We start from the raw sequence: 13317 nt of genomic DNA on the forward strand, positions 1-13317 counted from the left end.
CGACGGTTACCGTTGAAGCATGTCCACCCGCCTGGCGTGTGTCGTGTTCGATGCAGACCGGCCGCGGTTCATCGCGGATTTCTGGGCCGAGCTGCTCGGTTGGGGTGTGACTCTCGACCGCCCGGACGAGGTGGATGTGGCGGCGCACGATCCCGACGGCGCCGATCTGGCCCTGGCCTTCCTGCCCGCCGCGCGAGCCAAGCACGGCAAGAACCGCATTCACCTCGACCTGGCCAGCCGCTCGATCGATCATCAACGCCTGCAGGTGGATCGCGCGCTGTCCCTCGGGGCGCGCCGCGTCGACATCGGGCAGGGCTCGGTGCCGTGGGTGGTGCTCGCAGATCCCGAGGGCAACGAATTCTGTGTCCTGGAGCCGCGCGAGGAATATGTGGACACCGGCGCCGTCGCGGCCATCGTGATGGATACCCGAGACCCACTGCGACTGGCCGAGTTCTGGTCCGCCGCCTCCGGCTGGCCGGTAGCGCACGGCGGCGCGCAGGTCGCCGGACTGCGGTCGGCGACCGGGCTCGGCTCGTGGCTGGAGTTCGTGCGCACGCCGGAGGCGAAGTCGGGCCGCAACCTGCTGCACCTGAATCTGGCCTCGTTCGACGATCAGTCCGTCGAGCTGGCCAGACTGCGGGCCGCCGGCGCCACACCGATCGAGCACGACGGCGGGAACGTCGACATCGCGCCCGGCCTCACCCTCGCCGACCCCGAGACCAACGAGTTCTGCCTGCTACGGCCGGTGCGCGACTGCTCGACGGTGTAAACCGTCGGTGTCCGCCTCCCGGGTTCGCGGCGACGACGAATTAGCATGTCCGCCATGTACCTAGGCCCTGCTCGGTGACCGCCGCCGACGCCATCGTGCTCGCCGGCGGGCGAGCCAGCCGCATGGGCGGTGTCGACAAACCCGCGATCGTGATCGGCGGGCGCTCCATGCTGGATGCCGCGTTGGCCGCGGTCTCCTCGTGTGCGCACACGGTGGTGGTCGGACCGCATCGGCCCGAGCTGCCGCCGGAGATCAAGCAGGCGCGCGAGGTACCACCGGGGTCGGGGCCGGTCGCGGCGATCGGCGCCGGGTTGCACGCACTCGGCTCGGCGGCCCCGCTCCTGGTGGTGCTCGCGGCCGATCTGCCGTTCCTGTCCGACTGGTCGGTCACCGAATTGATCAGGCACGCCTGCGAATCCGGGGCCGAGGCGGTGTTCGCGGCGGACGAGTCGGGGCGTCCGCAGTATCTGATCGGAGTGTGGCGGCGCACCGCGCTGGCCGCGGCCCTCGATGGGCTGGACTCCCTGATCAATCAGCCGATGAAGGCGCTGATACCGGCCGACTCGGCGATCATCGCGCTGCCGGGGGTCGCCGACTGCGATACCGACGAGGAGGTCCGTCAGGCCCGCGCCTCGGTCGACCCGGCACCACCGCTGCCCCTAGACGAGGCACGGAATATCCTGCGCGACAACCTCTCCCGGCTCACCACGTACACCGCCGACCTGGCCTCGGTGCGCGGTGCGGCGCTCGCGGCACCACTGACGGCCGGCGGTCCGCTGCCCCGCTTCGACGTCTCCGCGATGGACGGGTACGCGGTGGCCGGCGACGGTCCGTGGCGGTTGCGCCGCGATATCGGGTTCGCGGGCGGTCAGCGTCCGGTCGGGTTGCTGTCCGGCGAGGCGGTGCGCATCGCCACCGGCGCACACGTGCCCGACGGCACCACCAGCGTGCTGCGCGACGAATTCGTCCGGGTGACCGCGGAGGACAGCCTGCACCGACTACCGGATACCCCGATCCGGGACGATGTGCGCCGCCGGGGCGAGGACCGGCAACCCGGCGATCTCGTTGCGCCACAGGGGACTCCGGTCACCGCCGCGTTGATCTCCGCCGCGGCGAGCGTGGAGGTGACCGCGGCGCCGGTGCGCGGCCCGGTCCGGGCCAGGATCGTGATGACCGGCGACGAGATCCGCAGCGAAGGTCCGCTGCACGCGGGGCAGACCCGCGATTCGATCGGCCCGATCCTGCCGGAGTTGCTGTCGCTGTGCGGTATTCGCACCGCCGACCGCGTGCACCTGCGCGATACCCCCAACGGCTTCGACCAGGTGCTCGCCGCAGCGCCGGAGTGCGACCTGCTGGTGATCGTCGGCGCGACGGGTGGCGGGGCGGCCGACCAGCTCCGTGCCGCGGTGGACCGCTCGCGAGCTCGGGTATTGGTGCGGCGACTGCGGCTGCGGCCGGGCGGTTCCACGATCGTCGCCGAACTCACCACGGGCACTACGGTTCTCGGCCTGCCCGGTAACCCGTTCGCCGCCGTGGCTACTCTTCTTGCCTTGGCCCCCGCTCTCGTCGAGGGTCGCACCGGCTGCGCGCCGCGACGCTCCTTGCTCGGCCCGCTGCACAACGCGTCGGAGATAGCGGGACCGGTCGCGCGCATCGTGCCCGCTCGTTTCGCCGAGGCGGGCGGCTGGGTCGGCGACCCGCACATTCGCACCGCTCACCTCGGCGGTCTGGTGGACCGCGACGGTCTGGTCATCGTGCCCGCCGACGCCGCAGACGGTGCAACGGTCGAGTTCTTGCCGCTGCCGCGATAGGCAGCGTCCACCTGCCGACGCGCGGGTAGATAAACCTGTTGCCCCTGCGGCAACCGCTCGGCAACAATCGGGGCATGGGACGCAGCTTCGAGGATCTGGTAGCGGAGGCCGACACGGTCTCCGTGGCAGGCTGGGATTTCGGCTGGCTCGACGGGCGGGCCAGCGAACAGCGGCCGTCCTGGGGGTACCAGCGGGTGCTGGCTGAGCGGCTCGGGAAAGTCACTGCGGCACTGGACATTCAGACCGGTGGGGGCGAAGTACTGGCCGGTGCCGGGAACTTTCCGCCGCTGATGGTGGCCACCGAATCGTGGCCGCCGAATATCGACAAGGCGACCCAACTGCTACATCCACTGGGCGTGGCGCTGATCGCGGATCCGGATGAACCGCCGTTGCCGTTCGGGGACAACGCCTTCGATCTGGTGGTCAGCAGACACCCGGTCACCGTCTGGTGGACGGAGATCGCCAGGGTGCTCCGTCCGTCGGGCACCTATTTGGCGCAACATGTCGGCGATGCAAGCGTTTTCGAACTCGTCGAATATTTTCTCGGCGCACAGCCGGCGGAAATTCGTAAGCGCCGCAATCCGAATGACGATCGGACCGCCGCGGCGGCCGCGGGACTCGATATCATCGATCTCCGATATGAACGGTTGCGCGTCGAGTTCGGCGATATCGGCGCGGTCGTGTACTTCCTGCGGAAGGTGCCGTGGATGGTCCCCGACTTCACGGTGGACCGATACCGCGACCGCCTCCGGACCCTGCACGACGAGATCGAAGCAAATGGTCCATTCATCGCCCATTCGACCCGATTCCTAATCGAAGCACGCAAGCCATAGCGCTTCTACCTGCGAAAATGCCTAGGATCGCCGGTGCGACAGGCTTTTTTCACTTTCCCTTCCGGAATTGCTCGACGCTCGCTATCGTGAGTGACGTTAGGCGAATATCAATCCCCGGAAAGGACCGAGTGGAGATGGCTGAAAAGTCGAAGAAAACGCCTAAGAAAATGCCTAGGCAGATGGATCGGCAGCAGCAACAACAGCGCCAGGATCAAAACCAGAACCAGGGCATGAACCGCCCAGGCGCAGACGGCCAGCGCATGCCGAACCAGCGCCAGTCCGACGATGATCGGCGCGACGCCGACCAGCGCAGGATGGGCCAGAACTAACTGATCCGCACCGCGTGCCGCCGGTTCACCGAACCGGCGGCCGCGGTTGTGGTCGTTCCGGCGCATTCGGCGCCGGACAGCTGAGCACGCCGGTCCGGCTGACCCGCAAACCTTTCGGTGCCGTTCCCCGGAAGCGCGGTCGAGCGGGCAGCGGAATGTGTTGCGGGGTAAGCGGATCGACGCTTACCTCTGAAGTAATTGTCGGGCATCAGCGCAAGGCCTACGTTCGGATCGGCGTCGTGCTCCGGCGACGCCACCGACGACGGGAGCCGCCCATGTCCGCCTATGGCTTCGCCCACCTGCGCGCCCGCAGGCCGCACCCCGACATCCTCGAGTACCTGGAGCGCATTCAGGACACCCTGGATCCGTTCCACGGCCGCTTCGTCATCCATGGACCGCCCGCCGAGGTGGTCGAGGGCGACTGGCCGGGCAGCATGGTGCTGCTCGAGTTCCCCGATCTGGATACGGCACGGGCGTGGTATCACTCCCCCGCGTATCAGCAGATCATGCCTCTGCGCACCGACCACATCGACGGCGATCTGCTGCTGATCGAAAGCGTCGAACCGAACTACGACCCGCGCGCGCGGGCCGTGAAGTTGCGGGCGGAAGCCGCAGCCGGGTAACCGGGCACCCGCGGCTCGTCCGGTTCCGGCCACTCGGCCGACTTTCTCCGCGCCATTCCCGTCCGATACCGTTGACCAGGCACAACACGGTTCCACGCGACGAAGGATGCGCCTGATGGACGACAGTTCCCTGAGCTGGGACGACGGTGCGCTGGTCACCATCGACCAGCGTGGACTGCCGCACGAAGTCCGCGAGCTGCGGCTCGACACGGTCGACGCGGTCATCGACGCCATCCGGGTGCTCGCCATCCGGGGCGCACCCGCCATCGGCATCGCGGGGGCGTTCGGCGTGGTCATCGCCACCGCCGCGCACACGGTCGACGGGGTGGTGGACGAGGCCCGGGTGCACGACGACGCCGATCGCATCGCGGCCGCGCGGCCGACCGCGGTGAACCTCGCGTGGGCGGTGCAGCGCGTGCGCGCCAAGATCGCGCACGGTGCCGACGCCGTGCTCGCCGAAACGCTGGACATGCTCGCCGAAGACGGCCGGGTCAATCGGGCCGCCGCGACGCACGCCGCCGACCTGGTCCAGGAGCTGTGCCCGGACCGGCCGTTGCGGGTACTCACTCACTGCAACACCGGGCGGCTCGCGACGAGTGCGTTCGGTACCGCGATCGGCACGCTGCGGGTGCTGTTCGAGCGCGGCGCGCTCGAGGACGTGCTGGTCGACGAGACTCGGCCGTTGTTGCAGGGCGCGCGGCTCACCACCTGGGAGCTCGCCGAGGCGGGTATTCCGCATCGGCTGACCATCGATGCCGCGGCGGCCTGGGCCATGGCGACGGGGCAGGTCGACTGTGCACTGGTCGGCGCCGATCGGGTCACCGTGAACGGTGATGTCGCGAACAAGATCGGCACGTATTCGCTCGCGCTCGCGGCGCGGCATCACGGCATTCCGTTCATCGTGGTCGCGCCGGAATCGACCAGGGATCCGAACATGGCGACCGGGCGCGACATCGTGGTGGAGGAGCGGGCCGCCGCCGAGGTGATCGGATTCGGTGGTGTGGCAACGGCTCCCGAAGGGACCGCGGTGTTCAACCCGGCGTTCGATGTGACGCCCGGCGCGTTGGTGACGGCGGTGGTCTCGGAACTCGGTGTGGTGCATCGCTGCGCCGCGACGACCGGGTCGGGGTCGACCCGAACCCTCGTCCCGGGCGATCATCGGCCGGCTGGTGCCGGGCCGGACGCGGCCAGCGGTAATTCCTTGCCCGGCAAGGCGATCGCCGATCTCGCGCGCGGCCTGTACCAGCGGGGCTGGATGCCGGGGACCGCGGGCAATATCTCGGTGCGGACCGGCGAGACCGCCGTGATTACCGGCAGCGGGTTGTCCAAAGGTGAACTCACCGAACACGACATGGTGATCGTCCGGGTCGCGGATTCGACACCGGTGGCCGGGAGCAGCCGGAAACCCTCGGCGGAGACCACAATTCACACCGCGGCCTACCGCGCCACCGCCGCGCAGGCGGTCGTGCACATCCATCCGCCCTATGCCACCGCGCTGGCCACGCGAGCCGGCGGGTCAGACGAGGTAACCGCTCTGCGGATCGCCGATTACGAGCTCATCAAGGGTCTCGGCGGCAGCGACCCGGCGGTCATCGACATTCCCGTGTTCCCCAACTGGCCGGACGTGCCGCGCATCGGCGCCGATATCGAGCGCTATCTCACCGATCACCCCGCCGCGCCGCCGATCCTGTTCATCACCGGTCACGGGATCACCGCGTGGGGGGACAATCTTTCCCAGGCGCGTGATCGTGCCGAATGCCTGGAGGCGCTGTGCGAGCTGGTGGCCCGCACCGGTCGCAGGCAGGCAGTCGGGTCGCGCGACGAGACTCTCGAGATTGGACTGACATGACCCTGCTCCAGGTGATGGCCGCCGACAACCCGGCCGACGTGCGGGTGCGGACCACCGACGACGCGGTGATCGGCACCGAATTGGCAAAGCACGGCATAACTTTCGGCCGCTGGCCGGTGGTGGAGAATGCGACGGCGATCGCCTCCGATGAGCTGCTCGCGCACTACACCGACCAGGTCGCCGAGCTGAACCAGTCCGGGCGCTACCAGCACATCGACGTCGCCCGCATCCACCCGGACGACGCCGACCCCGAATGGCCGAAGGTCGCCGAGGGTGCGCGGGCGAAGTTCCTCGACGAACACCGGCACGCCGAGGACGAGGTCCGCTACTTCGCCGCCGGCCGCGGCTGCTTCTACCTGCATCTCGGGCAGGAGGTGCTGGCCGTGGTCTGCGAGGGCGGCGATCTGCTCTCGGTGCCCGCAGGCACCCTGCACTGGTTCGACATGGGCAGTCGGCCCGACTTCATCGCCATCCGCTTCTTCGAGGAGGCCGACGGCTGGGTGGGCGACTTCACCGGGGACCGGATCAGCGCGGGGTTCCCGACCCTCGACGAGCTGCTCGCCACCTCATGATCACGACGATCGTCGTCGATATCGAAGGGACCACCAGCCCGACCAGTTCGGTGCGCGAAGATTTGTACGGCTATACCCGCGAACGTCTTCCGGCGTGGTTGGCCGAGAACCGCACGGGCGCAGCGGCTCCCATCCTCGCTGCGGCCAAGGCGCAGGCTGGGCGACCGTCTGCCGACACCGATGAGGTTGCGGCGACATTGCGCGGCTGGCTCGACTCCGACGTCAAAGCCGAGTCGCTCAAGGCCGCCCAGGGGCTGATCTGTGCGGAGGGGTTCCGCAACGGCGCGCTGCACGGGGAGTTCTTCGCCGATGTGCCACCGGCGCTGCGCGCCTGGCATGCGGACGGTCTCGCGGTGTACGTGTATTCGTCGGGATCTGTTCGTAATCAACAGGATTGGTTCACCTTCGCGCGCGGCGGCGAATTGGCCTCGCTGGTCTGCGGCTACTTCGATCTGTCGACGGCGGGCGGCAAACGTGAGGCCTCGTCGTACGAGAAGATCGCGGGTGCCATCGGCGTCTCCGGCGATCGGATCCTGTTCCTGTCCGACCATCCGGACGAGCTCGACGCGGCCGTCGCGGCTGGTTGGCACGCCATCGGGCTCGCCAGGCCCGGCGAGCCCAATCCGCCTCGGCCACCACATCGTTGGGTGGATACGTTCGCTGACATCGATCCGAGCGCCGAGTAGGCGGCTCAGCCCAGCGAGTCGACGATCTTCGCGATCCGGCGCGTGCGGGTCTCCGCACGCTTGGCATCGGTGACCGCCGTGACGTGTTCGCGGCGGCGCGAGTAGGACAGCTTGTCGAAGGCGTCGCGGCGACCCGCGGAGCGCAGTGCGTCGGCCAGGTCGTCCGGGACGTCGACGGTGCGTTCGGCGTCGTCGCGGGACACCGTCACCACTACGGTGTCACCGGGTGCCTTGCCCAGCTCGGTGCGGATCGCCTTCAGCAGGCCGAGGCAGGGTCCGGAACCCATGTCGACGATGGAGCCGCGGTAGTCGACGCCGTCGAAGTCCACCTCGACCGGGATGCGGCCGCCGCCACCGAGCGCCGCGACGACTTCCGTGGGTACTGCCACGTACGCGCCGCCGCCGGCGCCGGACTCGATTCTCGCTTCGAATCGCATGGACCGACCCTAGTCCCTGAGGCGTGCTGATCTCCGGATTCAGGGTGTTCCCCGATAGCAGGGGTGCGCCGGTCCGGCCTACGGTGAGCGTCGGTCGGTCATCGGTGGAGGTAGTGTGCGGCGTCAGGTTTCGGATCGGTCGGCCGCGGCCGTCTTCATCGTGCTGGTTCTGGGGATCGCGGTGGCGACGGCGAATGTGGCCGGTGGGTTGATTCTGGCGTTGTCGCCGGTGTTGGTTACCGTGCTGCTGCTGGCGTTCACTCGCGACAGTCGCACAGGGTGGGACCGGGCCGGGTTGTTCCGCAGTGGGGTTCGTCAGTGGCCGCTGGCTGTCGGTGGGAGTGTCGCGGTGTCGGTGGTGGCCACGGGTCTCGTGGTGTTGCTCGGCTACGCGTCGTTCACCTCGCCCGGCTCGGACATGTGGATGAATATGCTCGTGCTGGCGATCACCGGGCCGATTCTCGCGTTCGCCGAGGAAATCGGTTGGCGCGGTTACCTTCTCCCGCGAGTGATGTGGCTGGGCGAGCGACGCGCCATGCTGCTCGTCGGTGTGGTCTGGGCGGCTTGGCATCTGCCCTACATTCTGTTCACGCCCTACTACCACAGCGAAGGCAATCGGCTGCTTACTCTTTCGCTGTTCATCGGAAGCGTGCTCGCGTTCTCCTTCTTCTTCGGTTATCTGCGGCTCGCGTCGGACAGCGTGTGGCCGCCGGTGCTCGCGCACTTCGCGCACAACTGGGCATTCGCGGTGTTGCCGGCGATCGTGGCGACTGATCATCCCGTCGTGTTCGGGGAGTACCTCGCCGGTGATACCGGGCTGTTCGTCATGCTCGGTACGGGTCTGCTTGCCTGCCTGCTCGCGGGCGCGTGGCGACGGCGGCTCGTGCTCCCGGAACGTTCGGCGGTCAGCGGCAAGATTTGAACGCCCGCCTCTCGGTGAGGCGGGCGGTCGGTTCAGGCGTTGTCGTAGGCGTCCTGGAGGGTTTTGATGTCGAGCTTGGACATGCTGCGCAGGGCGGTGCCGACGGCGATCGTCTTGGCGGGGTCGTCGCCGCTCATCAGGTTCGGCAGCACGGCCGGGGTGACCTGCCAGGACAGGCCGTACCGGTCGGTGAGCCAACCGCACGGGCCCGGCTCGCCGCCGTCGGTCAGGGCGTCCCAGAGTCGGTCGATCTCGTCCTGGGTTTCGACGATCAGTTGCAGCGAGGCCGCGTCGGTGAGTGGGTGGCCGGGGCCACCGTTCATCAGGGTGACCGCGTGGCCGTCGAGTTCGATCGCGACGATGAACGCCGTTCCGTCCGAGTTGCGTGCGACGTCGGTGATCCGAGAGTTCGGCACGAGGGTGGTGTAGAGGGTGGCGGCTTCCTCGGCGGCACTGTCGAACCAGAGGAAAGTGTTGACGGACATGATGGGCTCCTTGCCGGTGGTGTGTGACTTGCTGTCACCCTCTGGTCGGAGCCGTTTTCGCTGTCTCGACCTATCTCCCCGAAATTTCTCGAGATATTTCTGCGAGGCCGGTCAGAGAGACGGCAGCTGGTCGAGATATGGCCGGATCGCCTTCTCGGCTTTTTCTGGGTAGTCGAGCCCACCGGCCGTAGCAACCTCCCTGGCGAGCTCACCGAACAGATCCGCCGTAGCCTGCGCCTGCCGCAACGGATCACGGATCGCGAAGACCCCTTCGACCCGCTCCCACACCCCCCGCGCTGCCCACTGCCGCATCTTGGTGCCCGCATGCCAAACATCGTGCCCACTGCCGTGCCGCGAAATCGCATGCCATTCGATCATCGTCAACAGCAGTTCCTTGGTCTCCCAGTCCCGAGCCTTCACGACCCAGAACTCACCGCGCGCCGAATACCTTGGCAGATGGGCGATCTCGAACCAGAACTCCGAGCACAGCGCTCCGAACTCCGCCTGATCAGGCAACTCGCCGACGGGTGCCGACCCGGTCGCCGCCGGCAGCCCCGCCGCCGACCCATCCCGATCGAACAGCACCTGATATCCCCGCTCATGCAACTCGTCGAGACCGTCCTCGACCATCTCCCCCAGCCGCTGCACCGGCACCACCTGAAAGTCGACCTTCACCCCACCCTCGAAGAACACCAGGTGGGCAGGATTGTCATACGGCCCCTCCAACTCGACATTCACCCACACCTCCCCCAACTCCCGCACCCACCCGTCATCCCCCGAATACCGCTCCACGTCCGTGGTGTAGAGCTCAATATCGTGGTCCGACAGCGCATCCACCATCCCATCTCCCCGCCCCCGCGACCCCGTCCGCAACACCACCCGAATGTCGTCACGCCCCCGCGCCCACTCCACCACCCGCCCCACCATCGGTTCGTCCTCAGCAATCCCCATCAGCGAGCGATCCATGATCGCCGATCCTGCCCGACGGACCTCGGGGTGGCAACGGACCACCGGTCCCGTCTGCGGCATCGAGTTCGAATCGGCTTCGCGCCGTCTCGTAGGCAACTCCAGCCCCTGACCGATTCATGACTTCAGCGCGCAGGTCCGCCCAACGCACATGTTCTCCCATCGGAGACGGACCGATCAGGGTCACTCGGCTCCGAAAAGGTCGGCGATGCTGGTCACAGTCGCCGAGCGCCGGAGCCACAAGCGGAGTACGTCCCGGTCTTTGCACGATGTGATGCGAGCTCGCGCGTCAGGTGGTACCTCGATCGATCGCTCAGCCAGGATCTCGAGAATGCTGCCCGCGACTCCCTTGGCCTCCCCTTTGGCCTCGCCCTCGATTAGCCCCTCAGTCCGCCCCTCTTCCCGCAGGCGCTGCGACGTCTCCGAGCGGAAGAACGATGGGTCGATCGACATCAGGTGCCTCCAAGTGTGGGCGGCCGGGCTCTTACCCAGGCCGAGTTCGGTGAGTTCGGCGATGACGTGGGCGTCCTCCTCGTCGATCCCCCGCAGGGCGGCGGCGAGCGCCTTCAGTATCTCACCGATGCAGGGGTCTTTGGCATGCGTCATCGCGGAGAGTGCGGTGAGCGCGATGTCGGCGGCGGCCTCGTCGGGGTCGGTTACCGGGCGCACGTTTTCCGGGCCGAGGACCAGCGGGCGCATCGTGAGACTCGACCAGAACGGCTGGCCGAACGCTACAGGGCGGGCCGCCCACAGCGCGGTGGCTTGGTCGTGGCAGACGACCAGCAGCAGTGCGGGGAGGCGGTACTTGGCGTGCGCGTGCGCGAGGTAGTACGCCCACGCCGAAGGTTTGGCCGGGTCGTCCTCGCCTTGCGCCTCGACCAGAAGCAGAAACTGGCCCGTAGCCGTGGTGAACCGCAATAAGGTGTCTACTCGTCGCTCCAGCGGTCTGACTTCGGTGAGATCCGTTGGTAGCAAGACCACTTCGGTTGGATCGTCTAATGGCACGTCCAACGCGCGGAATGCGCGCGCGAACATTTTCGGGTCGTGCTGAAAAATCCGGTGCATCGCCTCGTGCTGGGAACCGACCATTCCGCCGAAAGTACCTCGAGATTCGAAAATACGTTCGATTCAAATTTGGGGCAGTGGAATTCGGGTGAGGTGCATGGACGGGACCGTCTTCGAAGGGGTCGGCTGAATCCGGCTGTGGTTGTGGGATTGTCGTAATTGCCGGGTTGTAGCGCTCCGATCGGGAGAGTTCATCCAGTGTTCGCACTTGACTTCCAGTGTCGAGTTGCTGGGGGCTTGCGGGGAGTACAGCATCGGTGGGTATGGGGTCGAATCCGCTGAATCCTGTTGGTGATGTTCCGGAGACCGGGATACCGGGTGGGCTGTCTGCCGAGATGACTATGGCTGAGCAGCATGAGTGGCATCAGGAGTATCTGCGGCGGCATCGGGTTTCGCGGCGCAATGTGTTGCGAGGGGCGGCGGCTGCGGCTGCTGTCGCGGCGGTGGGTACTTCGCCGTTCGGGGGGCGGGCTTATGCGCAGGATGCGCCGTTGGCGGTCGGGGGGCGGCATGTGGGGTTCGGGGCGGATGCGACCAGTCAGTTGCGATTTGCGGGGCAGTTGTCCAGGCGACCTGCGGGTACCAAGGTGTTTCTCGAGCATGGGCCGACGCCTGCGCTCGGTGCGACGGTGGAGGCGGAGGTGCGCAATCTGCTGACGCAGGTGCCGAGTAGCGATGGCGGCGTGCTGGCGGCCGAACAGTTCTATGTGCACGCGCCGGTGGACGGGTTGCCGGGGCGGGTGCCGCACTACTATCGCTGGCGCACGTCGGACGGCTTCGCTGGTGATATCCGTGCGGCTGCGACGGCGATGCCGACCGCGCGGGCGGCGATCGTGCCGTTTCGTTTCACCATGATGGGCGATCAGGGGACCGACGAAACGCCTGCGTTGCCGTCGGGTGTCGCGCCCGGTGACTACGACGACAAGTACTACAAGGCGGACAACGATCCGAATGTCCCGCACGCCACGAATGTGCTGCGCCAAATCGCCAGGGCCAAACCGGATTTCCATATTCTGGCGGGCGACATCGCTTACGCCGATCCGTCCGGTGCGGGCAAACCGAACCAATTCGTCTCGCACGGTGCGAAATCGGCGCACGGCTTCGACAAGTTCAATCCGTACGTCTGGGACGTCTATTTCGGCGCCATCGAGGTGAGCGCCGCTCAGACGCCGTGGATGTTCGCCACCGGCAACCACGATATGGAGGCGACCTACGGTTCGCACGGCTACGGCGGTCACGCGGCGCGCCTCGACTTTCCCGGTAACGGGCCGGCCGGCTGTCCGTCGGCGTATTCGTTCACCTACGGCAATGTCGCGGTGCTCTCGCTCGACGCCAATGACGTCTCCTACGAGATTCGCGCGAATACCGGGTATTCCGATGGGGCGCAGACGAGTTGGGTGGAGCGCACGCTCGCCGCCTACCGGGCGAACCCGGATATCGATTTCCTGGTCTGCTTCTTCCACCACTGCGCCTATTCGACGACTGAGGCGCACGCCAGCGACGGTGGCGTGCGTGACGCCTGGGTCGCGTTGTTCGACCGCTACCAGGTGGATCTGGTGTTGCAGGGGCACAATCACGTTTTCGAACGCACCGACCCGATCCGCGGCAACGTCGCGACGAAGGTCGCGGGCGACAATTCGGTGGTGTACCCGGAGACCGACGGCACCGTCTACTACACGGTCGGCGGCGGCGGTCGGCCCCGCTACGACTTCCAACCGGGATCACGAGAGTCCTACCGAGGCAACGAGTTACCGGACACGGCCGTACCGAACAGCTATGTGTGGGCGCCCGGCGGCGACAAGCAGGACGAGGCGGCCCCGTGGTCGCGGGTGCGGTTCCGCAACTATTCGTTCCTGCGCGTCGACGTCCGTCCCGGCATCTTCGCCAGCGAGATGGACGTGATCGCCGTCGACGAGTACGGACACGAATTCGACCGGGTCACCTACCGCAGGCAGGTGCGCGGGTAACCG

Annotated in this window: 14 protein-coding genes; 9 read left to right on the forward strand and 5 right to left on the reverse strand. The window is 67.3% G+C overall.

All coding sequences use genetic code 11. From position 1 onward, the window contains the following. Positions 1-19 precede the first annotated feature (19 nt). The 3 genes from NN4_RS11150 (at position 20) to NN4_RS11160 (ending at position 3413) form a co-directional block, all read left to right on the forward strand. Positions 20-769, forward strand: a complete 750-nt coding sequence (locus NN4_RS11150; protein ID WP_147129853.1) for a VOC family protein — start codon at positions 20-22, stop codon at positions 767-769. Between the two features lie 74 nt (positions 770-843). Then, positions 844-2580, forward strand: coding sequence for an NTP transferase domain-containing protein (locus NN4_RS11155; RefSeq protein ID WP_147129854.1), 1737 nt, complete (start codon positions 844-846; stop codon positions 2578-2580). Between the two features lie 74 nt (positions 2581-2654). Beyond that, the gene (locus tag NN4_RS11160) at positions 2655-3413 is read left to right on the forward strand and encodes a class I SAM-dependent methyltransferase (RefSeq protein ID WP_147129855.1); all 759 of its coding nucleotides are present in this window, start codon (positions 2655-2657) and stop codon (positions 3411-3413) included. A gap of 107 nt (positions 3414-3520) precedes the next feature. Here NN4_RS11160 and NN4_RS11165 read toward each other — a convergent pair whose 3' ends face one another. Further along, on the reverse strand, positions 3521-3808 hold the full coding sequence (locus tag NN4_RS11165; protein WP_147129856.1) for a hypothetical protein: 288 nt from the start codon (positions 3806-3808) through the stop codon (positions 3521-3523). 209 nt (positions 3809-4017) lie between these two features. On the opposite strand from NN4_RS11165, the gene NN4_RS11170 reads away from it, so the two are divergent. From NN4_RS11170 to mtnC, 4 genes are all read left to right on the forward strand, one after another. Then, positions 4018-4365, forward strand: coding sequence for a DUF1330 domain-containing protein (locus NN4_RS11170; RefSeq protein ID WP_147129857.1), 348 nt, complete (start codon positions 4018-4020; stop codon positions 4363-4365). Between the two features lie 115 nt (positions 4366-4480). Then, positions 4481-6214, forward strand: coding sequence for an S-methyl-5-thioribose-1-phosphate isomerase (gene mtnA / locus NN4_RS11175; protein ID WP_147129858.1), 1734 nt, complete (start codon positions 4481-4483; stop codon positions 6212-6214). Further along, complete coding sequence (locus tag NN4_RS11180) at positions 6211-6786, forward strand: 1,2-dihydroxy-3-keto-5-methylthiopentene dioxygenase (protein ID WP_147129859.1); 576 nt, start codon at positions 6211-6213, stop codon at positions 6784-6786. Before mtnA ends, NN4_RS11180 begins: the two co-directional genes overlap by 4 nt. Further along, positions 6783-7472, forward strand: coding sequence for an acireductone synthase (mtnC, locus tag NN4_RS11185; RefSeq protein ID WP_147129860.1), 690 nt, complete (start codon positions 6783-6785; stop codon positions 7470-7472). Before NN4_RS11180 ends, mtnC begins: the two co-directional genes overlap by 4 nt. A gap of 5 nt (positions 7473-7477) precedes the next feature. Here the strand turns inward: mtnC and NN4_RS11190 are convergent, their stop codons facing one another. Next, a complete protein-coding gene (locus tag NN4_RS11190) occupies positions 7478-7909 on the reverse strand; it encodes a YdeI/OmpD-associated family protein (RefSeq protein WP_147129861.1) in 432 nt (143 codons plus the stop codon). A 115-nt stretch (positions 7910-8024) separates the two neighbouring features. On the opposite strand from NN4_RS11190, the gene NN4_RS11195 reads away from it, so the two are divergent. Then, on the forward strand, positions 8025-8831 hold the full coding sequence (locus NN4_RS11195) for a CPBP family intramembrane glutamic endopeptidase (RefSeq protein ID WP_147129862.1): 807 nt from the start codon (positions 8025-8027) through the stop codon (positions 8829-8831). A gap of 32 nt (positions 8832-8863) precedes the next feature. On the opposite strand, the gene NN4_RS11200 is transcribed toward NN4_RS11195, so the two are convergent. The 3 genes from NN4_RS11200 to NN4_RS11210 all read right to left on the reverse strand — a co-directional run bounded on the left by NN4_RS11200 (position 8864) and on the right by NN4_RS11210 (position 11371). Further along, on the reverse strand, positions 8864-9316 hold the full coding sequence (locus tag NN4_RS11200; protein ID WP_147129863.1) for a VOC family protein: 453 nt from the start codon (positions 9314-9316) through the stop codon (positions 8864-8866). A 111-nt stretch (positions 9317-9427) separates the two neighbouring features. Then, positions 9428-10282, reverse strand: a complete 855-nt coding sequence (locus NN4_RS11205; RefSeq protein ID WP_222595022.1) for an aminoglycoside 6-adenylyltransferase — start codon at positions 10280-10282, stop codon at positions 9428-9430. 183 nt (positions 10283-10465) lie between these two features. Then, a complete protein-coding gene (locus NN4_RS11210) occupies positions 10466-11371 on the reverse strand; it encodes an RpnC/YadD family protein (RefSeq protein WP_147129864.1) in 906 nt (301 codons plus the stop codon). Between the two features lie 239 nt (positions 11372-11610). On the opposite strand from NN4_RS11210, the gene NN4_RS11215 reads away from it, so the two are divergent. After that, positions 11611-13314 (forward strand): metallophosphoesterase, encoded by a 1704-nt coding sequence (locus tag NN4_RS11215; protein ID WP_147129865.1) that lies wholly within the window; start codon positions 11611-11613, stop codon positions 13312-13314. Positions 13315-13317 lie beyond the last annotated feature (3 nt).

The sequence above is a fragment of the Nocardia ninae NBRC 108245 genome (genome assembly GCF_007990755.1).
Lineage (GTDB): Bacteria > Actinomycetota > Actinomycetes > Mycobacteriales > Mycobacteriaceae > Nocardia > Nocardia ninae.

Coding starts and splice junctions, on each gene's coding strand:
- mtnC (WP_147129860.1), top strand. CDS start 6,783: ATGATCACGACGATCGTCGTCGATATCGAAGGGACCACCAGCCCGACC.
- NN4_RS11205 (WP_222595022.1), bottom strand. CDS start 10,282: ATGGATCGCTCGCTGATGGGGATTGCTGAGGACGAACCGATGGTGGGG.
- NN4_RS11180 (WP_147129859.1), top strand. CDS start 6,211: ATGACCCTGCTCCAGGTGATGGCCGCCGACAACCCGGCCGACGTGCGG.
- NN4_RS11165 (WP_147129856.1), bottom strand. CDS start 3,808: ATGCGCCGGAACGACCACAACCGCGGCCGCCGGTTCGGTGAACCGGCG.
- NN4_RS11210 (WP_147129864.1), bottom strand. CDS start 11,371: ATGGTCGGTTCCCAGCACGAGGCGATGCACCGGATTTTTCAGCACGAC.
- NN4_RS11170 (WP_147129857.1), top strand. CDS start 4,018: ATGTCCGCCTATGGCTTCGCCCACCTGCGCGCCCGCAGGCCGCACCCC.
- NN4_RS11190 (WP_147129861.1), bottom strand. CDS start 7,909: ATGCGATTCGAAGCGAGAATCGAGTCCGGCGCCGGCGGCGGCGCGTAC.
- NN4_RS11150 (WP_147129853.1), top strand. CDS start 20: ATGTCCACCCGCCTGGCGTGTGTCGTGTTCGATGCAGACCGGCCGCGG.
- NN4_RS11200 (WP_147129863.1), bottom strand. CDS start 9,316: ATGTCCGTCAACACTTTCCTCTGGTTCGACAGTGCCGCCGAGGAAGCC.
- mtnA (WP_147129858.1), top strand. CDS start 4,481: ATGGACGACAGTTCCCTGAGCTGGGACGACGGTGCGCTGGTCACCATC.
- NN4_RS11160 (WP_147129855.1), top strand. CDS start 2,655: ATGGGACGCAGCTTCGAGGATCTGGTAGCGGAGGCCGACACGGTCTCC.
- NN4_RS11215 (WP_147129865.1), top strand. CDS start 11,611: ATGGGGTCGAATCCGCTGAATCCTGTTGGTGATGTTCCGGAGACCGGG.